Genomic DNA, 25,606 nt, shown 5'->3' on the forward strand with positions numbered 1-25,606 from the left:
CTTTTCCTAGTATCTTTGCACCTCGAAAAAAAGTGGTTGATAAGAAAGCCGCTTTCGCGAAAGCGTATTAAAACACATATATGAAAGCAGGAATCGTAGGATTACCTAATGTTGGTAAATCAACTTTATTTAATTGTTTGTCTAATGCCAAAGCGCAAAGTGCAAACTTCCCATTTTGTACCATAGAACCAAACATAGGAGTGGTTAATGTACCAGATCCTCGCCTTGAAAAACTAGAAGAACTAGTAGTCCCAGAACGTGTTGTACCTGCAACTGTAGATATAGTAGATATTGCAGGACTTGTAAAAGGAGCAAGTAAAGGAGAAGGATTAGGAAATCAATTTCTTGGAAATATCCGTGAGACTGATGCGATCCTACATGTATTGCGTTGTTTTGATAATGATAACATTGTACACGTAGATGGAAATGTAGATCCTATACGTGATAAAGAAACCATTGATATAGAGCTTCAATTAAAAGATCTGGAAACAGTAGATAAGAAGTTAGAAAAAGTTAAGAGAGCCGCTAGGACTGGAAATAAAGAAGCGCAGGATGAAGAAGCTGTATTAGTAGCTCTTAAAAAAGGATTAGAAGCAGGTATGTCTGTACGAGCTATCGCTATAGATGATGACGCACGTGCAACTTATGTAAAACCATTACAGTTTATAACAGATAAGCCTGTAATGTACGTATGTAATGTAGATGAGAATAGTGCGGTAAACGGAAATGCATATGTAGATCTTGTAAAAGAAAATGTAAAAGATGAAGATGCAGAGGTGTTAGTCCTTGCTGTAGGAATCGAAGCCGATATTACAGAACTAGATGACTATGAAGAGCGCCAGATGTTTCTTGCAGATATTGGACTTGATGAACCAGGAAGTGCAAAATTAATACGTAGCGCTTATAAATTATTAAATCAGCAAACGTATTTTACAGCAGGTGTTAAAGAAGTACGTGCTTGGACCATTAATATAGGATCTACAGCACCACAAGCAGGAGGGGTAATACACTCAGATTTTGAAAACAAATTTATACGTGCAGAAGTAGTAAGTTATGATGATTACGTACATTACGGAAGTGATTCTAAGGCACGCGAAGCTGGAAAACTAAGAGCAGAAGGAAAAGCATATATCGTTCAAGATGGAGATGTAATGCACTTTTTATAAAATAGAAGAATATATAATACTATAAAAAAGCCAGAACATTATTGTTCTGGCTTTTTAGTTTTTTAAAGATGATTTGTAGCATACATACATGCGAATCATTGATATCCAATGGGACAAGAAATAGATGCAATTAATTAGAACGCCCTATAAAATAACCTCCAAAAAATAGGGCATCTACCTATAAAATTCTGTACCTTTACGCCCCGTAAACGAATCATAGATTTCCATTAATGGCAACTACAAAATACATCTTCGTAACGGGCGGAGTATCTTCTTCATTAGGTAAAGGCATCATTGCCGCATCTCTTGCAAAACTATTGCAAGCACGAGGCCACCGAGTGACTATTCAAAAACTAGATCCCTATATCAATATTGATCCTGGAACCCTTAATCCATACGAACATGGGGAGTGTTATGTGACAGATGATGGAGCAGAAACAGATTTAGATTTAGGACATTACGAGCGTTTCTTAAACGTTCCAACCTCACAATCAAACAATGTTACAACAGGGCGTATATACCAAAGTGTAATAGATAAAGAACGTAGAGGAGAGTTTTTAGGAAAAACAGTTCAAGTAATTCCTCATATTACCAATGAGATTAAAGAACGTATTCAGATTCTTGGAAAAAGTGGAGATTATGATATCGTAATCACAGAAATAGGAGGAACTGTAGGAGATATAGAATCACTACCATATATAGAAAGTATCCGTCAATTAAAATGGGAACTAGGAAAGCAAAACTCACTTGTGATACATTTGACACTTATCCCATATCTTGCTGCTGCAGGTGAACTTAAGACAAAACCTACACAACACAGTGTAAAGACATTGATGGAGAGCGGGATACAAGCAGATATACTAGTATGTCGTACAGAACATAAACTTAATGATGAATTGCGCTCAAAACTAGCTCGTTTTTGTAATGTAGAACGAGAAGCAGTGATAGAGTCTATAGATGCAAGCACAATTTATGATGTTCCTAATCTTATGTTGGAAGAAGGATTGGATAAAATTGTTCTTAAGAACTTAGATTTAGATGATACAACAACGCCTACATTAACGCGTTGGAACGAATTTTTAACCAAGCATAAAAACCCTAAGTCTCAAGTTACTATTGGACTTATAGGGAAATATGTAGAACTTCAAGATTCATACAAATCAATACTAGAATCTTTTATTCATGCAGGTGCAGAAAATGAAGTTAAAGTAAAGATTGAAAGTATCCATAGTGAATATATCTCTGATGAGGTTATTAAAAATCAAATTTCAAAATTAGATGGAGTCCTTGTAGCGCCAGGTTTTGGAGAACGAGGTATTGAAGGAAAAATCAAAGCTGTACAATATGCACGAGAACATAAAATTCCGTTTTTAGGAATCTGTTTAGGAATGCAGATGGCAGTGATAGAATATGGTAGGAATGTGTGCGCTTTCGCGAAAGCGAACTCAACCGAAATGGATCCTACTACACCACATCCAGTGATTGATATCATGGAAGAACAGAAGAGCATTACCGATATGGGAGGAACCATGCGTTTAGGTGCTTGGGAATGTGCTCTTGCCGAAGGAAGTATCGTACGCGATGTGTACAAAACTGATATTATAGAAGAGCGTCATCGCCATCGTTATGAATTTAATGATGCGTATCGTGACCAGCTTGTCACTGCAGGAATGAAAATTACGGGAACAAACCCAAATACAGGACTTGTAGAAATTATTGAGTTACCTGACCACCCATGGTTTGTAGGAGTACAGTATCATCCTGAGTATAAGAGTACTGTGGCAAATCCTCATCCGTTATTTGTAGCTTTTGTGAAAGCAGCAGTTACATATGCAGAAAAAAAATAATGCCAGTATGGCATAAAAGAAACCTTTGGAGATAGAATTGCTATCTCTTATAAGAAATATTACTTTCGCAAAAGCGAACTATATAATACCAATTAATGAAAAAACTCGATAGAACTTCACTGATAGGAATGCTCTTAATGGGAGCCATTATTCTATATATATTTTATGTCAAACCTAGTCCTGAAGAACTTCAAGCGCTAGAAGAGGCAAAACAAGAACAAGTACAAGAAGAGCAAGCACAAGAAACTTCAGAAGTTGCGACACCAGACTTTACTAATACGGTTACACCTACAGATTCTATAGGACGTTCTCAATTGCAAAACAGATTAGGAGCTTTTGCATATTCAGGAACATTAGCTTCGGCAAAGGAAGGGGTGACTGTAGTAAAGAATGATGTTCTTGAACTAGAGGTAAGTAATAAAGGAGGGCATATTGTAAAAGCTACTTTATTACAACATAAAACGTTTGATTCTATTCCAGTATATCTAATTAAGGATGGAAATAGTGAGTTTAATGTTTCTTTTAGCACGACAGATAATCGTAACCTGAATACAAAAGATTTATTTTTTGAACCACAACTTTCAAAAAATGGAGATAATGAGGTTTTGACAATGCGTTTAAAAGTTTCGCCTACAGAATTCTTTGAATATCGTTACGAGTTAAAGAAAGGCGATTATATGCTTGATTTTGGGATGAGATCGCAAGGACTTTCTCGTGTACTTAATACAAGTCAACCTATGCGTTTGCAATGGGATTTTAAAGGAATGCGTCATGCAAAGAGTATTAAGTATGAAAATAGATATACACGACTTACATATGAATATGAAGATGGGAAGACTGATAAATTAAGTCAGATGGGTGAGGATGATGAACTAAGAAAAGATCTTTCTTGGATGAATTATCGTCAGCACTTCTTTAGTTCTATGCTATTGACGGATACACCCTTTGAAGAAGCAAAACTAACATCTACCGATTTGTTTAAAATTGCAGATGATGCAGAGGAAAAAACAGAGTTTACAAAAGAATACAAAGCAGATCTTTTATTGGCTCCTAAAAATGGAGAATTAGATTATGCAATGAATATGTATTATGGTCCTACAGATTATAAAATCTTAAAAGAGTATGACCGTAACCTAGATGAAGCAATGCCATTGGGTTGGGGAATTTTTGGATTCTTAAATAAATACCTAGTCATTCCATTCTTTGGATTTTTATCAGGGTTTTTACCAGCAGGAATTGCGATTATCTTAATGACAGTTTTTATTAAGTTATTATTATCTCCAGTACAGTATAAACAGTATGTTTCTCAAGCAAAGATGAAAGTACTTAAACCAGAAATAACTGCTATTTCTGAGAAGTACAAGGACAATGCAATGAAGAAACAAAAGGAAACAATGGCATTGTATAGTAAAGCAGGCGCTAGTCCAGCAGCAGGTTGTTTGCCAGCGTTATTGCAAATCCCTGTCTTTTATGCCTTATTTACATTCTTTCCATCTGCTTTTGATTTACGAGGTAAAAGCTTTTTATGGGCAGAAGATTTAAGTTCTTATGATGCTATTTTCCAGTGGGATTTTAATATTCCTATTATCTCTAGTTTTTATGGGAACCACGTGAGTTTATTTCCAATATTAGCAGCAGTAACTATTTTCTTCTCTATGCGATTAACAACAGGAAATCAAGCGATGCAACAGCCTACGCAAGAAGGGATGCCAGATATGGGTAAAATGATGAAATATATGATGTATTTCTCTCCACTATTAATGTTATTCTTCTTTAATAATTATGCCAGTGGATTGAGTTTATATTACTTCATTTCTAACTTACTTACTATCGGTATTATCTTGGTTATCAAGAAGTATATTATTGATGAAGATAAGATCAAAGCAAAAATAGAAGTGAAGAAAGCAAAGCCTAAAAAACAAGGTCGTTTCCAAAAGAAAATGGCTGAGATGATGGAGCAAGCTGAAAAACAAAAGAATGCTAAAAAATAATTGGTTTTATCATTCAGTACTAATTAACTCAATATTATGCCTTTTAAGTTATACTATTTTAAAACATTTGCTTTTATTCTTTTCTCTTATTTATTTCTGTCTTGCAGTGATGATGATGCTGAGGTAAATCAATCTATAGTTGAAGAATACATACATGTGGGAGACCTATTCTTAACATCGCAGGGTAATGTCGATTTTTATGGTCAGATGAATTTAATTGAAGTCACAGGAACTCTGAATATATCAAGTGCATTAAGTGATCCTATTATTGATTTAACCCCTATTAATTCATTAAGAAAGGTTAATATATTAAGTGTATCTGGTAATTCTCAATTAGAAACATTTAATGGATTAGAAAACTTAAGAGAAGTTCAAAATATTCAGATTTTCAGTAACCCTAGGTTAGAAAGCATTGATGCTTTACAATTGGATGGAAATATAATTAATGGTATTGGTATATCAAACCTTCCGATGTTAGAAAATACGACAACATTTAGTAATATTGAAGAAATTAAAGTCTTATCTATTGGTAACTTAATTTGGACAGATCTTTTTGCTTTTTCTGGTTTAAAAAGAGTTACAAATGTATTTAGTGTTGGGGACATGAATTTTCTAGAATCACTTGACGGTATTAATATTGAATATGTTGAGTCAGATATTAAAATTGAAAATAATGATCAACTTATAAATATAGATGCTCTTCAAAGCATTACCGAGACCGGAATTAGTTGCGAACTATCCATTTTACTTAATCAAAATTTGACCAATATTGATGGCTTTAATTCTCTTACAAGTATAAATAGAATTAGAATTCTAGATAATAATAGTCTTCAAAACTTGGATGGGTTTTCTAATTTAACAGCAATCACAAATGAATTGGATATATCTAGAAATGAGTCTTTATCTGATTTCTGCGGATTGGTACCAGTAATTACATCTGATGGCTTGGTCGGCAATTTTATTGTAGAAAATAACTTATTTAATCCAACCAGTTTTCAATTAAGCCAAGGGATTTGTACAGAATAATTATTAGTAATTCTAGCTTTTATATATAGTAATGATAGATAGCTATATTGGTTTCATGAAAGGTTAAAATTATATCTTATAAGACTTTTCGTTTTTGCTTTTAAAAACAAGGTCGTTTCCAAAAGAAAATGGCTGAGATGATGGAACAAGCTGAAAAACAAAAGAATGCTAAAGGGAAGAAATAATATTCCTTTCATATATAGATGAAAAAGTGATGCATTTGCATCACTTTTTTTGTTTATTGATTGCACTTTTATTTTAAATGATTAGTATTGTAAATATGGATATAACGATTCTTCTTACGTACGGTTTTCTATTAGTTAGTGTTATTTCTATATGGTTTAGATATAAACTATTTAATAAAATACCATTATGGTTGTTTTTTATAATACTATCATTTATATGTGCTTTATCATTTGAAAGAGCATCTGTTGTATCATTAGTATATACTACGACCTTAGGCTTTGCAACTTATTATTACTATCAAAAAAGGAGTATTCTCCTATTCTTCTTAGTACTCCTTCTAGCTATTCCTTTAATGCTCCATATTGAAATTCTTGGATTTGATAATTATAAATATGTAGACGCTATTGTTTTAAGTCCAAGTTCTAGTTCGTATAGTTTATATTTTAATTTGGATAAAACGGCCATAGGAATATTTATAGTAGCCTTTAGTTATAAAGCTCTAAAAGTAAATACCTTATTTATTCTAAAGCAAATAGGAATAAGCCTCGCTATTATGGCACTACTTTTCTTTGTGTTAGCAACAGTATTAGGGTATTCTAAGTTTGAACCCAAACTACCTTACTTTACACCTATATGGATTCTCGTTAATTTGTTTTTTACCTGTCTAGCAGAAGAAGCCATATTTAGGAGGTTTATCCAACAAAGAATTTATGATGCGTTGCCTAGTAAGTATGCTTTAACTGTTAGTTTACTTGTGGCTTCGTTAGCTTTTGGATTAGCACACTATAATGGCGGAATACTATATATAATTCTCGCTTCTATAGCTGGAGTATTTTATGGATATATATATCATAAAACAAAAAGAATAGAAAGTTCAATGCTTTTGCATATGCTATTTAATTTAACTCATCTATTACTTTTTACCTATCCTTCACTTGTCTAAAGGGGTTTAAAATACTTATAGAATTATGTTGCATCCATAATAAAAGCTCCGATACAACTGAAAATATCGGAGCTTCTGTTATACTAACGTTGTCATTAATCTAAAAAATGTGTTAGTATGGTATTGATTTTTTTGTATTAGAAATCTCTTAATACACGACTTACTGTTTGTATAACTCCATTTGTAGCTTGAGCATTGGTTACTATAATTCCATTAGATTCACCATCTGGATCTATAAGAGCAGGTGTAGCAGCGTCTATTGTAATAGCGGTGCCTCCTAGTGTTGTTACGTTTGTACCATCTATATCAGCAAGGTCTTCTGTTCGTACGTTTGCACCAGGAACTATGTGTAATTCTATTATTGTTTGTAATGTAGAAACAGGAACTTCATCAAGGCTTACAAGGTCTAAATCTGCAAGTAATTCTGTAAAGGCGTCATTTGTAGGAGCAAATACAGTAAAAGGTGCTGGCATTGTTCCATTAGGTGTTTGAAGTGCATCTATAAAATTAAAAGAAGCGTCTGTTGTAAGTGCTGTTACAAGTGAAGAAAACATAGGATCTGCAAGTGCAAATGTTGTTACATCCGGAAGTTCTATAACTGCATCAACTATATGGATAACACCATTTACAGCAACAATATCTGTCTGAGTAGCATTTACACTTCCATTAATAGTTAAACCACTATCTGTATTGAGATACATACTTATAGGAGCGTCTGCTTCTCCATTAAAAATAGCAGATGTACTTACATAAGAGTTTCCTATGGCAGTAGAGATACCAACTGTATTTGGAATTACATGATTTGATAAGAGCTGTCCAAGAACATCATTATCTATATCATCTAAGGTACTACCATTTAAAAAAGTAGTAAAAGCATCGTTGGTAGGAGCAAATACGGTAAAATCTGAAGTCGTATCAGATAATAAATCAACAAAAGTTGTATTTCCTTCATCGGTAAGAGCAGCGATAAGAGAACTTAATACTGGATTTATAGTTGTAAGCGTGACAAGAGTAGGTAATTCTATAACAGTATCTACGATATGCACTATTCCATTATCTGCATCTATATCAGGAGTTGTAACTGTAGATTGATTATTAATTGTTACACCACTTGAAGTATCTATATACATATCAATATTTGCATTTGTAGAAGCTTCTGTTGCTAAATTCTTTTGATATCCGGTTATTAAATCTGCAGATGGAATCTCAGCGTTAATGACGTGATTTAATAATAACTGAGTTAATACATCATCATCTATATCTTCTAGTAAGGTTCCCCCTAGGAAGGTATCAAAAGCGTCATTTGTAGGAGCAAATACAGTAAAAGTCCCACTACCAGCAAGTGTAGCATCAAGACCCGTTTGCTGTAATGCAGCTAATAAAGAACTAAAATCAGGATTGCTTATAGCAATATCCAAAATGCTATTACTTGGTGTATTATCTATAATGTTACCATTATCGTCATCATCTACACAAGAAATGATTCCTGTGAACGTTATAGCAAGGATTGCTATTTTTGTATAATTAATAAATCTTTTCATAGTGATTGTGTTTGCTTCTCTAATAACAAATATAATACTTAGGTTAGGTAAGCAAAGAGTATAAAATAAAATTAAAATGATTAAACAAAATTTATTTTTTTTCGTTTTCTGTGTGATATTTCAATTTTCTGCAATAGCACAAGAAGTTAACAATATAGATGAAAATGGTAAAAAACATGGTACTTGGCGCAAGTTTTATGAAGGGTCAAAACAGATCCGATATCAAGGAGCATTTGATCATGGTCAAGAAGTGGGAACTTTTAAGTTTTATGACTCAAAAGGTGGACATCCTACCGCGATCAAAATATATACGGTTGGAAACGAACTTTTAGATGTTATATTTTACACAACTGAAGGAAAAAAAGTGAGTGAAGGAAAAATGAAACAACGCTCTAGAGAAGGAAAATGGATGTATTATCATCAAGACGGAGTAAAGGTGATGACAGAAGAATACTATGTAAATAACCTATTAGAAGGAGAACGTGTCGTGTATTTTGAGAATGGTGCTATAGCACAGCGAGTAAATTATACAAAAGGAAAAGAAAATGGAGTAGAAACGCATTATAGTGAAGAAGGTATTGTTGTAAAAACATATACCCACGTAGACGGAAAACTCCACGGCCCAGTAAAGTTGTATGAGTTAAACGGTACATTATTAAGAGAAGGAAAGTATAAAGACAATAAGAAAGACGGAACTTGGAAGTATTATAAAAATGGAAAATTAGAAAAAACAGTCAAATTTCCTCGTAATAAATTTGGAACAGGAACGCATTAATTCTTAAACTTCTGTTATCATACGTTAGATTTTAACATTTGTAACGACTTTCAAAAGAAAAGATATGTTACAAGCTATTAAAAAAACAGTATTGTTTTCTCTCCTTGGGATTTCAATAGGACTTCTTAATAGTCCAAAAATGTTTTCTCAAGAAGTATCTGCATCAAGCGAAATTCATTATTTCTTAGATTTAGTAACAACATCAAGTCGATCTGAACAGGAAAAGTTACTCACAACCATAGAAAAAAACTGGAAACCAGAGTTTACCATTATGGCTATAGAAGTGATGTATTTTGGATACACATCAGATATAGGCGTTAAGATGGCATTGGTTTTACAAAAAAAGACAGGTCAGAATTTTGGTCTGGATTTTAATAAATGGTATGAATACCTGTGGAATCAGGAACAAAAAATACTTCCTGATTATGCGTATTTTAAATCACAACTTCACAAATCACTAGACGCTAAATTTGAAACTTATTTCCAAGGACGTCAACCTTCTAGTTTAATTCGTATGGATGAAATACGTTGGGGAGGCGTGCAACAAGATGGAATCCCTCCATTACGTGATCCAGCGATGATTCCGGCAAGTAGTGCTTCCTATCTAGAAGATGATCATATTGTATTTGGAATCGTAGTAAATGGTGATGCACGCGCATATCCAAAACGAATTCTCGCATGGCATGAGATGTTTGTAGATGAAGTAGGAGGCATCCCAGTAACAGGCGTCTATTGTACCTTATGTGGAACTGTGATTCTTTATAAAAGTGAAGTAAACGGCATTGTACATGAGATGGGAACTAGCGGGTTCCTGTACCGATCTAATAAACTCATGTATGATCAAGCTACACAATCGCTATGGAGTACATTAGAAGGAAAACCAGTAGTTGGCCCTCTTGTAGGCAAAGGAATTCAAATGGATTATTTAAGTGTGGTCACAACCACTTGGGGAGAATGGAAAGAACGCCATCCAGAAACAGAAGTACTTTCTCTAAGCACAGGACACCGTAGAGATTATGGAGAAGGAGTAGCCTACCAAGCGTATTTTGCAAACGATGACTTAATGTTTAATGTCCCTTCTGTAAATGGAAAGTTAAAAAACAAACAATCTATACTTGCTATACGACTTCCTGAATACCCAGAACAACCACTCGCAATTTCTGTAAAATACCTTAAGAAAAACCCTGTATATCAATCTACAATTGGAGATACACGATTTGTCGTTTTTACAGATAAAACAGGTGCAAATAGAGTATACAATGCTAGGAATCTCAATTTTAAAAAATACGATCAAAAGAGCACAGCGACAGACGCAAGAGGAGACGTTTGGACAGTATATGAAGATCGTATAGAAAATTCTTCGGGTGAAGTGAGACCTAGAATACATACATTTAATGCCTTTTGGTTTGGATGGCAAGCAGCATATCCAGACACAAAACTAGTGAAGTAAGGAATCAATAGATTTCCCTAAATAATTGCGTAATTTTGCAACATATTATAAGCGGTTGATTCCGCTTTCGCGAAAGCGTATAAATAGTAATTAAAAACAAATCTCTGCTTAGGCAGAGAATATTATGAAAACAGTAGTTGTAGGTCTTAGTGGAGGAGTAGATAGTAGTGTTACAGCCTATTTATTAAAAGAACAAGGATATCAAGTGATTGGCCTTTTTATGAAAAACTGGCATGATGATTCTGTCACCATATCTGATGAGTGCCCTTGGTTAGATGATAGTAATGATGCCATGCTTGTTGCAGATAAATTGGGTATTCCTTTTCAAACTGTAGACCTTAGTGAAGAATATAAAGAGCGTATCGTAAACTATATGTTTAAGGAATACGAGATGGGGCGTACCCCTAATCCTGATGTGTTATGTAATCGTGAGATTAAGTTTGATGTTTTTATGAAAATTGCATTGAGTTTAGGAGCAGATTATGTGGCTACAGGACATTATTGCCAAAAAACAACGATAGAAAAAGACGGTAAAGAAGTACACCAATTACTTGCTGGAGCTGATGGAAATAAAGATCAGTCGTATTTTTTATGTCAATTGTCGCAAGAACAACTTGCCAAAACATTATTTCCAATAGGACATCTCCAAAAACCAAAAGTAAGAGAAATTGCCCTTGCGCAAGATCTAGTTACCGCTGGAAAAAAAGATTCTCAAGGACTTTGTTTTATAGGTAAAGTACGCCTTCCTGATTTTTTACAACAACAACTCCGACCTAAAGAAGGTGTGATTGTAGAGATTCCAGAAAGTGCTGTTCCACAAATGATAAATAGGGATGTGGCTAGTAACGCTTTCGCGAAAGCAGACTTACCCCTTCTCGCAGAAAAACCAGTATATCAAGTAGCAGACGGAAAGGTCGTCGCAAAGCACCAAGGTGCCCATTACTTTACAAAAGGGCAACGCAAAGGACTTGCTGTTGGAGGTACAGCCGAACCTTTATTTGTGATAGAAACAGACGTAAAAGAAAACGTTATTTATACAGGACAAGGAAAAAGTCATCCTGGATTATACCGTAAAGGACTTTTTGTAAAAGAAGAAGAAATACACTGGATACGAGAAGATCTGACATTGTCTATAGATGAAACCATGGACGTAGAAGCCCGTATACGTTATAGACAACCTCTAGAAAAAGCAACACTATACCGTGTAGAAGGAGGGATGTATGTAATCTTTGATAATCCACAAACTGCTATTGCCGAAGGACAATTTGTTGCTTGGTATCATGGAGATGAGTGCTTAGGTTCGGGAGTTATTTCGTAACTTTATAAAAAAACTACATATTATGAAAAGAATTCTACTATTGGCGATCCTACTTATGCCATGTATGACCTTTGCACAACAAGATGCTTGGGTGTTTTTTACAGATAAAGAAAACGTAGCAACGAGCATTGCAAACCCATTAACAATTCTTACACAAGAAGCTATCGATCGTAAAGCCTCGCATGGTGTGGCTATAGATGAGAGAGATGTTCCTGTAAATGAATCTTACATTACACAAATAAAACAACAAACGGGTATTACGGTACTAGCCAAGTCAAAGTGGATGAACTGTGTACACGTACGTGGTTCAGAGGCAGATATTGATGCTTTGGAAACATTAGGATTTGTATCTAGTATAGAATTTGCTGATGATAGTTTAACGAGTTTTGCACCAGATTTTGAAAATCCAAAGAATGAACCCGTATCTGTTCAACAGCGAGTTACATATAATTATGGAGCTACAGAAAATCAAGTCACCATGCTCTCTGCAGACTTTTTACACGAACAAGATTTTACTGGAGCAGGCATGATTGTAGCCGTATTAGACTCAGGTTTTCCGGGAGTTGACACCAATGCTGGTTTTGCGCGTGTTAGAGATGAAGGACGTTTACTAGATGGATATGATTTTGTGGCGCGTGTAGATAATGAGTTTGCCTTTGGAGGTAGTAGTCACGGAACTCGTACAGCTAGTGATATAGCTGGATTTATACAAGATCAATTTGTAGGAACGGCACCCGATGTATCATTATATTGTTTTCGTACAGAAGATGTAGCTAGTGAAAATCCAGTAGAAGAATCGTATTGGGTAGAAGCAGCAGAACGCGCAGATAGCCTAGGAGTTGATGTGATTAATACATCCCTTGGATATCGTAATTATGATAATCCTAACTATAGCTATTCTTATGAAGATATGGATGGACAAACTGCATTTATATCTAGAGGATCCAATCTTGCTTTTGAAAAAGGAATGCTTTTGGTAACTAGTGCTGGTAATTCAGGTACTGATATGATTGCTGCCCCAGCAGATGCACCTGGTGTGCTTACTGTAGGCGCCGTAGATAGTAACGGAAACTACGTTGGTTTTAGTAGTATAGGTCCTTCTAGTGATGGACGTGTAAAGCCAGATGTAATGGCAAAAGGACAAAGCAGTGCTGTAATTATACCTAATGGAACCATTACAACAAGTAGTGGGACAAGTTTTAGTTCGCCTATTATGGCAGGTGCAGTCACTTGTTTCTGGCAAGCATTCCCAGAAAAAACAAATGAAGAGATTATGCAATTGGTGAGAGAATCGGCACATTTATTTGATACACCAAATGCTCAAATGGGATATGGAATTCCCAATTTTGAAGATGCATTTACCAATACATTAAGTGTCGGTGAGGAGTCCGCTTTCGCGAAAGCGTATACACTTTCACCAAATCCAAGTAGTAATATCGTTCAAATCCAGTTTCCAGAAGGAATAGAAAGAGCGCGTATTGCCATTTATGATATGCTAGGAAAACAAGTGATCAATACAGATGTAACGACTACAGATAATGTAGTGGCTATAGATAGACTGACTACAGGAGTGTATATTGTTCAGATTCAGGATGACACGCTTTCTACAACACAAAAGCTGATTAAACAATAGTGGGGAAAATCACAGACTTATTTGATATACAATATCCGTTAATACAAGGCGGAATGATTTGGAATAGTGGATGGCGACTGGCAAGTGCCGTAAGTAATGCAGGAGGATTGGGGCTTATAGGCGCCGCTTCTATGTATCCAGAGGTACTTGTAGAGCATATCCAAAAATGTAAAAAAGCAACCGACAAACCTTTTGGGGTAAATATCCCAATGCTGTATCCTAATATAGAGGAACACATGAAAACCATAGTAGACTATAAAGTCCCTATTGTTTTTACGAGTGCAGGAAATCCTAAGTTATGGACATCTCATCTTAAAAAGCATAATATCAAAGTCGTTCACGTAGTGAGTAGTGTGAAGTTTGCACTCAAAGCACAAGATGCTGGTGTAGATGCGATCGTAGCCGAAGGTTTTGAAGCTGGAGGTCATAACGGACGTGAAGAGACAACAACGCTTACGCTCATTCCTATGGTAAAGGAGAAGCTTGATATCCCACTTATTGCTGCAGGAGGAATAGGTACCGGAAGAGGCATGCTTGCTGCGATGGTTCTCGGAGCCGATGGCGTGCAAGTAGGAAGTCGCTTTGCGGCGAGCGAAGAGTCAAGTGCGCATCAATTATTTAAACAAGCAATTGTAGATGCAAATGAAGGTGATACCGTTTTGACCCTTAAAGAACTCGCTCCTGTACGTTTAATTAAAAATAAATTCTATAACCAGTTAGCTGAGTTATACCAAACATCACCTACGCCAGAACAACTCAAAGAATTGTTAGGACGAGCACGTGCAAAACGCGGTATGTTTGAAGGAGATCTTGAGGATGGCGAATTAGAAATAGGGCAAATTTCAGGACTTATACACGATATTAAACCTGCTGGTCAAATCGTCTCTGATATGATCACCGAATATAATCAGGCAAAAACCGAACTTACTGCATTAGGAAATTTATAACGTATGCCAAAAGGCTATCTACAAACCGTTCATCCAGTACTTCCTGTAAGGGATGTGGTAGCCTCGTTGCGTTATTATGTAGAGAAGCTAGGATTTGAGATTGCTTTTGCAGATGATCAACACAATCCTATGTATGCAGGAATTACTCGTGATGGTATTGAGATTCATTTACAATGGCATGACGCTTCTAACTGGAAGCAAATGAATGCTTCTTCACTTCGCTTTGTAATACAAGACATAAATGCTTTATATGATGAATATAAAACTAAAGATGTCTTCCATAAAAATACGTCTTTAAAAGAAACGTCTTGGGGCACTCGTGAGTTTGCCTTTTATGATCCAAATATGAATGGATTGACGTTTTATACGGATGTGTAACACCATGTTATATAATTATTGACTTTTAGCTACTCCTTAACATTACTTGTATACCCTCCAGTAATTATAAAGCGATTTCCTAAATAACACACAAATACACCCCAATGAAACCCCGTATTTATGCGCAGTTTTTATTGATATGGAATTGATAAGTTTAGATCTTACTAATCAAACCACAGAAATAAGATGGCAAACTTTAAAGGTATTTGTTACCAACCATTTCCTCCAGGATATAATCCTTCTACGGCAAACAAGACATGTATTTTTTTTGGAAGTGATATTGCGTACGACCCTATGGAACCTATTTGGGGAAATGCATATACGTCTTCTACGGGAAGTTCGTGTAACTTAACAGGCCCAAATAAAGCACGAAATGATATTCAAACCTTACGTGATATGGGGGTACAATTAATTAGATTATACGATTGGGAACCAAGAAATAATCACTTAAAGTTTCTAGATTATTGCAATGCACATAATATCAAAGTACTCGTTCCTGTTTCCAATTATTTTTTAAAACCTGGTGAAGGACTGCCTAATAGAAAAACATTAATCCATAGTCTTATCGATTCGTTTTCGAATGCTGGGAAGACGGATTACCATTCGGCAATCGAAGGGATTATTATAGGAAATGAGCCAAGACTAAATGGATTTGATGCACAGAATTGTATTGATTTTACGACAGATTGGGCAACAATAGAGGCAAGTACGTATAGTGGCTATCGCGAACTGCAAATTGGGCATCCTGTAGATTTTGCTACCTATGGCGGACAGTATCCATGTTTTGGATTTTGGGATCCATTGTTTGCTGCTTTAGATAAAGTCACTGCAAAGAACTTAAATAAGCGATTGTTTCTAGCACCTCAAACGTATAACAATGAGGACTATTTGTTTACAAATGCAGAGGGCTCGGGCAAAGGCTATGTAGACTTGGCGTATGATGCCTATAAAAAACCGATTCTCTTTACTGAGATTGGCTACGGAAGAAATAATAGTGGTTATGAAGCTTTTGTTGATGGTCAATTGTCTGGAAGTATTGCATACCATACTCAAAACCCGAGCAAGTTAATAGGACTATGTTACTTTCAATTTGCAGATAAAGTGTGGTTAAGTAAAGGAGATTCTGAAGCGATGTTTGGTGCCTATAGCCATGCGGGAGGAACGGAATGTACGATAGATTATGGTGATAAAGATTTTACACATTGGGATAACGGTAGCTGTGATGGATCATCTATGACAGTAGACACACTAGCAAAAACACCCTTATATGATGTCGTTGTAAAGAATTATACATAATGACCTGATAGGTTACTAGTAGGCAACAAAAAAATGCTGGACAATTTTGTCCAGCATTTTTTTGTGATTCAACTATAAATGGATCTGGATTTCTCTATCTGTTTGATATATAGTTTGTACGCTTTCGCGAAAGCGTATACCAGATCATTAGTGACTAGTTATTTAGTAATCCAAACTCTTATGATAAGACCATTTTTACCAGCAGGTCTAACATCATTCCCAGCTTTTGCCTTATAGTCTATAGTTACTGTATAATCATTCTTAAACGCATCTCGTAAAATGTCTAACATCCCATTTTTAACGGACTCATTAGTATCGTTTCTTAATGTAAACCCAAAAGCTTTTCCAGGATGGTTTCTGAATTTAATAATAACTTCTGCATCAATCTGATCGTTGGGTGGCCCATATTTTCCGCCTACTTCATGGACTCTTATAAAATTTACTTTCCCAGAAACTTGCTTAATCTGGGCAAACATTGTAGAACTCAAAAATAACATGGAGACAATAACAAATAATTTTGAAAGTACTTTAATCTGATTCATAGTAATAGTGTTTTTAAAATAGTGATTTTTAGATATACGCTTCGTATTATTTTTACTGAATGAATTCCATTTCTTATAATACGATAGCAAAAGTAATTTGGAAAGCTTTTAGAATATTGGGGTGAATACCCCAGTTTTTTATGGCAATCAATGTGTTTTGAAGTGGGGTTATAGCCGTATTCGTTTTTGTCTGATGTTGGTGAATCAACATAAACTTCAAGTGTACCTATTTACTATGAGATGTATATATATAACATCATACTATTTTATAATTTGCTTATTTGTAGTGGATTAAGTGATGTTTGATTTATATTAGTAGTGTCAATTAAATAATCGTTCACATGAAACTAGATGCAATAAAAGAAGCAATAAAAAAATGGGACACTTCAAGAAATGACCTTGATGGAATGAAAGCCTTATTTAAAGGTGTGAACTGTTTTACATTTACATGGCCTGACGATTTTTCAAGTGACGATGCGTTTATACATGCATATTTAGCGGTGTCCAAAACAGATACACTAGATATGTTATTAATTCCTCGAAGCAAGGATCGTGAAAAGCAAGAGTATATCCAGGAGCATGTAGTAAAAGTGGCTCTAGGTTATGAGGAAATACTAAAAGATGTAGTAGACCCTAAGGATGCAAAAAGGAGAATTGGGAATTGGGAAAACCATTGTGAGAGTTGGTTAAAAACACGCTTGGATGAGAAAGAGATAATTCATCAAGTATTTGTAATACCCAAAAGATATTTGAAAAGAGGGAGAACGTATCTAGCATTTTTTGCGCTAAAAGATGAGGTAGGAACTCCAGGGAATGTAACATCATTGGTAGGCGATATGATTGTATGGGATAAAGATACCAATGCGATTGTGTATCCAAATAATGATGATACTGGGGATACGTTTTATAATACGATTTATTTAGTACCTCCATTTAAACCAATATTAAAAGAAATAGCTACTAAAGAAAAATTCTATTTACTAAAATTAGCAAATGCTATTTACGATTGATTTTTGGTTGAAAATATTACAACATCTCCCAGCAATAACTTCATTTATAGGAATTATTGTTGGAGTTTTTATTTATAAAAAAATAGACATAGGTAGTAAATATCTTTTCTTCTATTTAGTTATTGCTCTTATTGCATATTTACTAAGTAGGTATATAGCAATTGCATTTAATAATAATCTTATTTTAATACCCATTTTTGGTTTCATAGAATTACTACTATTTTCTATGCTATACCATCGGTTTTTATTTAAAAATAGTAACCGAGTATTTCAACTTATTATCGGAGTTTTATTATTACTCATTATAATAGACATTGCTACTTGCAATCCTTTTGAATCTGAAAAATTTAAATCATATGGAAGAGTGATAGATAGTGTAGCATTGGTCTTTATAAGTCTATATTATTATTGGAAAGTACTAAAGAATGATGTACAAAAAGATGGACATATATTAGTGTTTAATGGTATTGTGTTGTTATTCTTTTTATTAAATAGTATATGGTTTTTAATCGTAAATTTTCTTGTGAATACTCCAAATAAAATAATGTTTCCAATTTGGCTGATCAATGCGATTGCGATGCCATTATTTTATTTATACTTAGCTTATTATATATGGCACAATGGCAAGATTCAGAAACGTTAGTTTTCTGGATACTCATCGTTTTTTTAATTGTACTATTCTTAGGAGTGGCGATTGTCGTATTTGTCCAAGTGCATTTAAAGAAAATGGTCACTGCACAAGAAAAACTGAGTGCCGAAAAAATTAAACACCAAGAAGCATTATTGGATTCTAGCATAAAAGTGCAGGAACGAGAACGAGAACGAATAGCTTCCAATCTACACGATGAACTTATTGGAAAGCTTAATATAGTATTACTTGCATCAGCGTCTAAAACCACAGAGGTTGACACACAAAAGATGCTTAGAGATAGTATTGGTATTGCTCGTAGAATCTCTCATGACCTCTCACCTCCATTATTAGAAGAAACACCTCTAGCAGAGTGGATACGTGATATGGTATCACCTCTCAGAAATTTTTATACCGTTACAGTAACGATTACCGAAGAACCTTCTCTTTTAGTCCCTAAAGATGTAAAACTACAACTCATACGGATTGTACAAGAAGTGATTAATAACTGTATAAAGCACGCCAAGGCAACTCAACTGTCATTTACGCTACGCGAAACAAAAAAGTACATTGCTTTAAAAATAACTGACAACGGTATTGGTTTTAGCACCAAGGGAAAACACGAAGGTCTTGGACTACAGAATATCGAACTAAGAATGCAACTTCTAAAAGGCACCTATAAACTTACCTCTTCAAAAGAAAATGGAACAAGCTTATTGCTGCTCATAAAACTACCCATCGTATGAATACAACTCATTTTAATCTAGCCATTGTTGACGATGATAAACTCGTGGTCGAGTTATTAAAAAACTTCTTTCAAGAAACAACAACTATAGAAGTTGTCATCACAGCATACAATGGAGTAGAGTTGATAGAAGCTTTGCAGGAAAACGATACGCTTCCAGATATGGTATTGCTCGATTTACGTATGGATAAAATGAATGGCATAGATACGATGTCTGTTCTTAAAAAAGAATTCCCAGATATTAAAATTGTTGTGCTGTCTTCTCATTATAAAAGATCCTTTATGGGTTTTATGCTCAAATCTGGCGCCAATGCTTTTTTACCTAAAGAAATAGAGGCTACTAAACTTCTAGATATTCTAATTGAAGTCCATACAAAAGGACATTATTTCTTGCCAGAACAGGTAGATGTGATCAAAGAACAACTCTCTAGCAATACACCAAAACTTACTTTAGCCTCAAAAGATGCACTCTCAGAAAGAGAATTGGAAGTCCTAAAATTGATTTGTCTTCAACTTACGGCTAGAGAAATAGGAGAGCGTCTTTTTATCACTCAACGCACGGTTGAAGGACATAAAAACCGAATTCTTTTAAAAACGGGTGTTAAGAATACCGCTGGATTGGTGCTCTACAGTGTACAACATAACCTTATCCATCCAGATGATTATTTTTTAGGATAACTATCTGGTTATCAATATATAAATTCAATTTCCTTGTAGTAGGTATAATTACCTTAATCATAAAAGGAGGTATTTACGTCCTATATTACACCTCTGAAATCCTGTTGCTTTGTCATAACGTTTAATCAAAACACTTTTTAAACCTATGACTACTTCAAATCAAAATTACGATTTAGGCGGATTTAATATGGTTGTTTCTATCAGGCAAGCAGTACTTAACAGTCAATTTGCTGTTCTAAACCGTAGACTTCCTAGACACATTAGAAATATCAATGTTTCGGATGGCACCTGTAAATTAAAAGCGACGCTATTACCTCATAAGATTCAGTTGTTAGCTGAGCCAGGGCAAAAACAACAAAGGGCATTCATTGGTGTGAATTTTAAAATAGATGTGTTTGTAGGAGAAGATCATACCTATGAAGAAAATATAATACCGCCTAATTGGGAGATTCTTTACCTTAGTACATTGGTACAGCAAGAAATCCAGAATGAAGATTGGACACCAAAATCTTGCCACCTTGAAAATCAAGTCAAAACCCATATTAAGGAACTTAAGAAGTGGGAAGAACTACAAATCATAAAGATTTATTTCACCTTTACAAAGGATAGATTAAGCGAACTTGCTGACTTAAGTATGAGTTCCCTTCCGGGAAATATGACTCCACGTGATAAGCGTATTCTTTTGAAACTATTGGATACGTATTATAAGACTACAAACCTGATGGAGGTTCAAAATATCCTTTCTTTAAGCCCTCAGGTTCCTCAAAATTACCATTACAGCAATCCAGAACATATATTTTGGGGTAGTAAACTACATCATTCTCTAACCTATAATAAGGAACAACCTCAAGATAGTTTACTGAATTTTATGGCAATGTCCTTGCATCAACCATCACCTCCAGAGGAAGCCTTACAAGATGATAATGATCCTCGAGGAAAACTGTATTACACTCCAAATTTTAATGGAAGAGAGCACCCTAATGATGCAGGAGGAATCTTACGGTATTCTCAGTCTCACTTTATCTTGAAAGGGTTTATTGATTCCTTAAATTACCTAACCCGTTTGCAACATGGGAATCATCCTACTAAGTGGGAATTCAAACAAACAGCTTGTGGTAAATGGGGAACTTCTTTTCATACAGAAGTTAGAAAAGGAATACTAAAAAGAGGACTTCCTTATTCTTTTTCAACGGTTAATGCATACACTTTTGATATACGTGATTATGAGCATCCAAAACATGGCCGCTGTGTAAAGGTAGAAATGAATGCCTCTATTATTCGCCATGCTAGTGCAAGAAGATTTCGAGCACAATCCAATATGCAAGCAAAACTCATTTTATATCTAACAATAGATGATGGTCGTCATTTCTTTTTTCATGATGATCCTGAATTTTCAAGGAACACACATACCTTGCCTACGATTTCTAACCAAGCCGACTATCGGGCTTATATTCGATTTGCTGACGATAAACAAGAAACGCAAGAGGGCGAGCATTTTGGACAAGTTTCCCGCTACTTCCTATTGTACCAAGGCTCAGAACGAACCATTTTTAATCCTAAACATTGGCGTAACCAAGCAACTCCAGTATTCTTCCCTACGAGTAATGACTTTCGCCTATCTGTTCCTAGTATGATGTGTTACCGCACCTTTAATAATCTCAGAACATATTTTAACTACAATAACAAAGTACCTGATAAAAATGCATAATGTGTTGATAATTAGGTTGTATACGCTTTCGCGAAAGCGTACTGAAAATATTGAAAATCAGTAACATATAGTATTTGTTGTGATTTTCCCATGTACTAGATAACAATAACTAAAAACAGATTTAAAATGAAAACTTATAAAACTCATGAACACGATCACCAGTTTGAAGTTCCTGCAAGAATTGACGGTGTCAATGATCAACTACATATTACAGTAAATTCAGACCTGATGAAGCAATACAGTCCAGGGGCACATCCTGAACCTATTGCCAGAAAAAACTTGAGAGCTGTTAAAGACGCTGAAGGTTTCCCGATGGTTTTTTTCCTAAATGATGAGAACGAATTAAAACTAGCTTATAAAGTTTCAACCTTTAAACAAGGAGAGGAAGAATGGAATTTGCCAACCATTTCTGATCAATTATTTGAAGATCATTTCCCAGGTAGAAAAGACCTTAACATTACAACTTTTGAAGTAAGCCAGACCAAGTCTGGGCATTTCAAACTACTCATAGAAATTTATGAAAAAGAGAAAGACATAAGTCATTTATTAACTTCAGGATCTATATCCAATAAGATAAATGAGGATTTCTTAAAACGAGTAAGACGTTTTGAAAACCGTGGAATTCTTAGCGGTAAAGCTCAGAAAATTCTTGTAGGAACTGCACCTATAACACTTACCAATGGCAAAAAATATGAACCTATTGAAGTAGTAAGTACCCTTAATAAGGGAGACTTAAGGTATTATTTTTGGAAGCCAGCGGGTCTTGGTTCTCCAGAGGCCAATTGGCGTGAGTTTACCTTAACAACTACAGCAAATAACCTTAGAGCGATCGTTCCCATGCAAAGTATGGATGGGTATGGAATATATGCATTAATTGAACGAGGTGGTATTGAGACGTTAAGCCTTAATGTTTTAATAGACGTAGATGGAGGAATGCAAACAACTCGTCGCGAACTAGTGCTGCCTCCAGGTGGAATAGGATCTATAGATTCTGCGCTTTCAAATGAAGATGAACATACTGATCTCTATCTTGGAGGAGAGGGGTTATGGGTACATAAAGCAGAAGGTACGGAGAAGAATATTGCAAAGACCAATCAACCAATTCGCCTTACTAAGGAGAATGAACTCAAAAATATCAAGCAACTTTTTACCGTCAGTGATCATAAAGAAGTAACTGCGCTAGCACTTAATGAAGAGGGAATTCTTTATCGACTATGTCGTAAACTCGATATAGATACATTGAACACCTATTTGAGCGATCCTGAATATCTCAGTCCAGCTCCTATCCATAATAATATTAAGGAATTTCATCCAGTTCTCGGTTGGGATGGACATTCAGAATCATTGATTCTTATAGATGAAGAAAATAAAATAGCGCGTTTTGAGCACAGTCTAAGTGGTTGGCACGAAAAGAATATTCCAATTCCAAATGAAAAGAAAGAGATTAATGAAGTTCATTCTTCTACTATGCAGATTAATATTCACCGTAAAGATGGACAAGCTTTCAATAGCGAGAGATCCCATGAATTTATTCGTCCCAGTTTTACTTTGCATTGTGAGGAGTCAATAGAGGTACTCATCAATGGAAAACATGAACGTTTGCTTCCCAATAAAAACACTTTAGTATATCCAGATATGAATGGGAAGATTACGATTGTCAAACAGACAGTTTCTCCGGGTATTCCACCTGTAATCTTAGGAAGCCCTTATTTTGAAGAGAAACTAAATTTGAATCTTTCTAGAAAATTTGAGCGAAAATTACATTCATATAAAACAAAAGAAGATTTAGAAAATGACCTAGTAGATCAAAATACGTGTGAGAGTCTTATCCCAGAAACTCATAAAGAAAATCTCGAGGAGGTTTATAAGGTCACTCATAATATTCAACAAATCGATGTAAGTATGAAACTTGATCGTGGAGAATTGATTGATTTTTCTGGTGATGTTAATCCTGTAAATACTTGGAGATTATCAATTATTAATGGCAACGCAAGTTATGTTGAAGGAGATGCAGCACTTGCTGATGTTTACGGAAATTGGTTCTGGGATGCTTTAAAATCTGCCGCTTCTGATGTACTTAGGTGGGCAGAAAAAGCAATGTCAGATACTATTGACTTCATCGTTAAAATGATAGATGATATTTGGCATTTTGCTATAAAAATCGGGAAAGAAATATTTCGTTTTGTAGTAAAAACAGCAGCACAAATCTATCAAGTATTTAAAACCATATTAAAGCATGGGTTAGGTATTGATCTAGATGCTATTTTCAAATGGATTGGTTTTCTATTTGATTGGAAGGATGTAGTGACCACTTATAGTGTATATTCTAATTTGACGTATCAGAGTTTCAAACAAGGAGAGCATCGTGTACAGGAGTTAAAAAAAGAAGCAATAAAATGGATTGATAAAACGCATACCAACATTACAGAATCCATTAGAAACTTGGAAAGTCATCCAAAGTTGAAACATAAAATTAATGATAACCTAAACAATGGTCGTCAGCATGAAAGCCCTGAGGCTAAAAAAGCAGCAAGTATGACTCGGAACAGTCCAGGAGGAAATTTTGGACTCTTTCAATTACAAAATGGAGGTTTGATTAGTCAAGACCCTCAATCTGGTGCACTCATAACTCCAACTCTTACTTTGGAACTGGATACGTTCTTAGATCAGGTTAGACAAAAATTAAGTAATGAAGAGATTGATTGGGAAGTACATTTAGGTAATCTGGAAAGCTGGATAGAAGCAGTTGTCAATGACTTAATTAGAATCATAGAGAACGTAAAAAGAATGGTTCAAGGGGATCTAACCAATCCAAATGACTTATATAAGAATATTGAGAATATACTAGACAGATTTGCTAGTGGTGGAAAAGCACTTGTAAACGTTCTGTTTGATATCGTAGGAGAGATATTTAAAGTATTTGAAAAAATTCTATTTGATGTAATTATTCCAAATTCCTATATAAACGGATTGTTTGACATGTTAATTCAACTAGGTGGTGGAGCAGATTTACCAGCTCGAAGTAGGAGATTAAATGTTGTAAACTTCTTCATGTTAGTGATGGCAATTCCTACAACAGTGATGTTTAAGATGGTGACCAATCGCACTCCATTTCCAAATACTGGAGGCATGGATCGCTTAGAAAGAGCACCTCTTTTTAAAGCCCTTGAAGGTGGAACGATGCCTTTGAGAGTTTATAAAGATCTATCACACATGAAAGGACTCACCAATGGAGTATTAAATATCTTAGAAAGTCCTCTTACTGCGATTAGTGCGCTCTCAGGAGGTTCCATACCACCGTACTTAAACTTGCCTATAGACATAGTAAGGGTTGGGTGCAATATGCCATATGGAACTCCTACAATCTCTAAATATATAGGATGGGTGATTTACTGGATTCCACTTGGCGGAAATATATATGGTGTTCTTAGTCCAGGGCCTTCTGGAAAAGTATCGAGTGCATTAAAAATTGTAGGTAAGCTTATCTCTATGGCGTATGGAGGATATGTATACATTGACAACCTAACTGCTATTACACATCCCGATTTTAAAGATAAAGATCATATCGTCGAGCATGTAATAAATACAGAATGGCAACTTTTTTCTAAGGCGACATCAACCACGGGTGGTTGTGTATTAAATGTAGCAACCTTTGACGATGAGCCTGAATCAAAAGCAGCTCTTATGATGGTAGGAGTGGCCTGTAATGTAATTTCTGATATGAGTGAATTATGTAGAGCCGCAACCGTTGCTCACTTAGATTTGGCTCCTTTAAATATCGTTAGGAAATAATACTAT

The 25,606-nt window shown here is 35.1% G+C and carries 20 protein-coding genes; 18 read left to right on the top strand and 2 right to left on the bottom strand.

Going from position 1 to position 25,606, the window contains the following annotated elements:
* The first annotated feature begins 80 nt into the window (after positions 1-80).
* From ychF to ABJD27_RS04650, 5 genes are all read left to right on the top strand, one after another.
* A complete protein-coding gene (gene ychF / locus ABJD27_RS04630) occupies positions 81-1,166 on the top strand; it encodes a redox-regulated ATPase YchF (protein WP_348170357.1) in 1,086 nt (361 codons plus the stop codon).
* A 230-nt stretch (positions 1,167-1,396) separates the two neighbouring features.
* Positions 1,397-3,013: a CTP synthase gene (locus ABJD27_RS04635; protein WP_348170354.1), complete on the top strand. Its 1,617-nt coding sequence runs from the start codon at positions 1,397-1,399 to the stop codon at positions 3,011-3,013.
* Positions 3,014-3,108: 95 nt separating this feature from the next.
* Positions 3,109-5,004, top strand: a complete 1,896-nt coding sequence (gene yidC / locus ABJD27_RS04640; protein ID WP_348170351.1) for a membrane protein insertase YidC — start codon at positions 3,109-3,111, stop codon at positions 5,002-5,004.
* Positions 5,005-5,040: 36 nt separating this feature from the next.
* Complete coding sequence (locus ABJD27_RS04645; RefSeq protein ID WP_348170348.1) at positions 5,041-6,030, top strand: hypothetical protein; 990 nt, start codon at positions 5,041-5,043, stop codon at positions 6,028-6,030.
* Between the two features lie 280 nt (positions 6,031-6,310).
* Positions 6,311-7,159 (top strand): type II CAAX endopeptidase family protein, encoded by an 849-nt coding sequence (locus ABJD27_RS04650; RefSeq protein ID WP_348170345.1) that lies wholly within the window; start codon positions 6,311-6,313, stop codon positions 7,157-7,159.
* Between the two features lie 137 nt (positions 7,160-7,296).
* On the opposite strand, the gene ABJD27_RS04655 is transcribed toward ABJD27_RS04650, so the two are convergent.
* Positions 7,297-8,700: a fasciclin domain-containing protein gene (locus tag ABJD27_RS04655; RefSeq protein WP_348170342.1), complete on the bottom strand. Its 1,404-nt coding sequence runs from the start codon at positions 8,698-8,700 to the stop codon at positions 7,297-7,299.
* A 76-nt stretch (positions 8,701-8,776) separates the two neighbouring features.
* Between ABJD27_RS04655 and ABJD27_RS04660 the strand changes: the two genes are divergently transcribed.
* The 7 genes from ABJD27_RS04660 to ABJD27_RS04690 all read left to right on the top strand — a co-directional run bounded on the left by ABJD27_RS04660 (position 8,777) and on the right by ABJD27_RS04690 (position 16,497).
* Positions 8,777-9,475, top strand: a complete 699-nt coding sequence (locus tag ABJD27_RS04660) for a hypothetical protein (protein WP_348170339.1) — start codon at positions 8,777-8,779, stop codon at positions 9,473-9,475.
* A 64-nt stretch (positions 9,476-9,539) separates the two neighbouring features.
* Entirely contained in the window at positions 9,540-10,925 is a 1,386-nt protein-coding gene (locus ABJD27_RS04665; RefSeq protein WP_348170336.1) for a DUF3179 domain-containing protein, read from the top strand.
* Positions 10,926-11,049: 124 nt separating this feature from the next.
* A complete protein-coding gene (gene mnmA, locus ABJD27_RS04670) occupies positions 11,050-12,243 on the top strand; it encodes a tRNA 2-thiouridine(34) synthase MnmA (RefSeq protein WP_348170333.1) in 1,194 nt (397 codons plus the stop codon).
* Positions 12,244-12,265: 22 nt separating this feature from the next.
* Entirely contained in the window at positions 12,266-13,876 is a 1,611-nt protein-coding gene (locus ABJD27_RS04675; RefSeq protein ID WP_348170330.1) for a S8 family serine peptidase, read from the top strand.
* Positions 13,873-14,823 (top strand): nitronate monooxygenase, encoded by a 951-nt coding sequence (locus tag ABJD27_RS04680; RefSeq protein WP_348172012.1) that lies wholly within the window; start codon positions 13,873-13,875, stop codon positions 14,821-14,823. The genes ABJD27_RS04675 and ABJD27_RS04680 overlap by 4 nt, the downstream gene beginning before the upstream one ends.
* Positions 14,824-14,826: 3 nt before the next feature.
* Positions 14,827-15,201 (top strand): glyoxalase superfamily protein, encoded by a 375-nt coding sequence (locus ABJD27_RS04685; RefSeq protein WP_348170328.1) that lies wholly within the window; start codon positions 14,827-14,829, stop codon positions 15,199-15,201.
* Between the two features lie 186 nt (positions 15,202-15,387).
* Positions 15,388-16,497, top strand: a complete 1,110-nt coding sequence (locus ABJD27_RS04690; RefSeq protein ID WP_348170325.1) for a hypothetical protein — start codon at positions 15,388-15,390, stop codon at positions 16,495-16,497.
* 158 nt (positions 16,498-16,655) lie between these two features.
* Here the strand turns inward: ABJD27_RS04690 and ABJD27_RS04695 are convergent, their stop codons facing one another.
* Complete coding sequence (locus ABJD27_RS04695; RefSeq protein ID WP_348170322.1) at positions 16,656-17,039, bottom strand: hypothetical protein; 384 nt, start codon at positions 17,037-17,039, stop codon at positions 16,656-16,658.
* Positions 17,040-17,380: 341 nt separating this feature from the next.
* Between ABJD27_RS04695 and ABJD27_RS04700 the strand changes: the two genes are divergently transcribed.
* From ABJD27_RS04700 to ABJD27_RS04725, 6 genes are all read left to right on the top strand, one after another.
* The gene (locus ABJD27_RS04700) at positions 17,381-18,049 is read left to right on the top strand and encodes a hypothetical protein (protein ID WP_348170319.1); all 669 of its coding nucleotides are present in this window, start codon (positions 17,381-17,383) and stop codon (positions 18,047-18,049) included.
* Positions 18,033-18,692 (top strand): hypothetical protein, encoded by a 660-nt coding sequence (locus ABJD27_RS04705; protein ID WP_348170316.1) that lies wholly within the window; start codon positions 18,033-18,035, stop codon positions 18,690-18,692. Before ABJD27_RS04700 ends, ABJD27_RS04705 begins: the two co-directional genes overlap by 17 nt.
* On the top strand, positions 18,662-19,423 hold the full coding sequence (locus tag ABJD27_RS04710) for an ATP-binding protein (protein ID WP_348170313.1): 762 nt from the start codon (positions 18,662-18,664) through the stop codon (positions 19,421-19,423). Before ABJD27_RS04705 ends, ABJD27_RS04710 begins: the two co-directional genes overlap by 31 nt.
* Positions 19,420-20,100, top strand: coding sequence for a response regulator transcription factor (locus ABJD27_RS04715; protein ID WP_348170310.1), 681 nt, complete (start codon positions 19,420-19,422; stop codon positions 20,098-20,100). The genes ABJD27_RS04710 and ABJD27_RS04715 overlap by 4 nt, the downstream gene beginning before the upstream one ends.
* A 145-nt stretch (positions 20,101-20,245) precedes the next feature.
* On the top strand, positions 20,246-21,808 hold the full coding sequence (locus ABJD27_RS04720) for a hypothetical protein (RefSeq protein ID WP_348170307.1): 1,563 nt from the start codon (positions 20,246-20,248) through the stop codon (positions 21,806-21,808).
* Positions 21,809-21,934: 126 nt separating this feature from the next.
* Positions 21,935-25,600, top strand: coding sequence for a hypothetical protein (locus tag ABJD27_RS04725; protein WP_348170304.1), 3,666 nt, complete (start codon positions 21,935-21,937; stop codon positions 25,598-25,600).
* Positions 25,601-25,606: the final 6 nt, after the last annotated feature.

It is taken from the genome of Dokdonia sp., from assembly GCF_039945015.1.
Classification (GTDB): domain Bacteria; phylum Bacteroidota; class Bacteroidia; order Flavobacteriales; family Flavobacteriaceae; genus Dokdonia.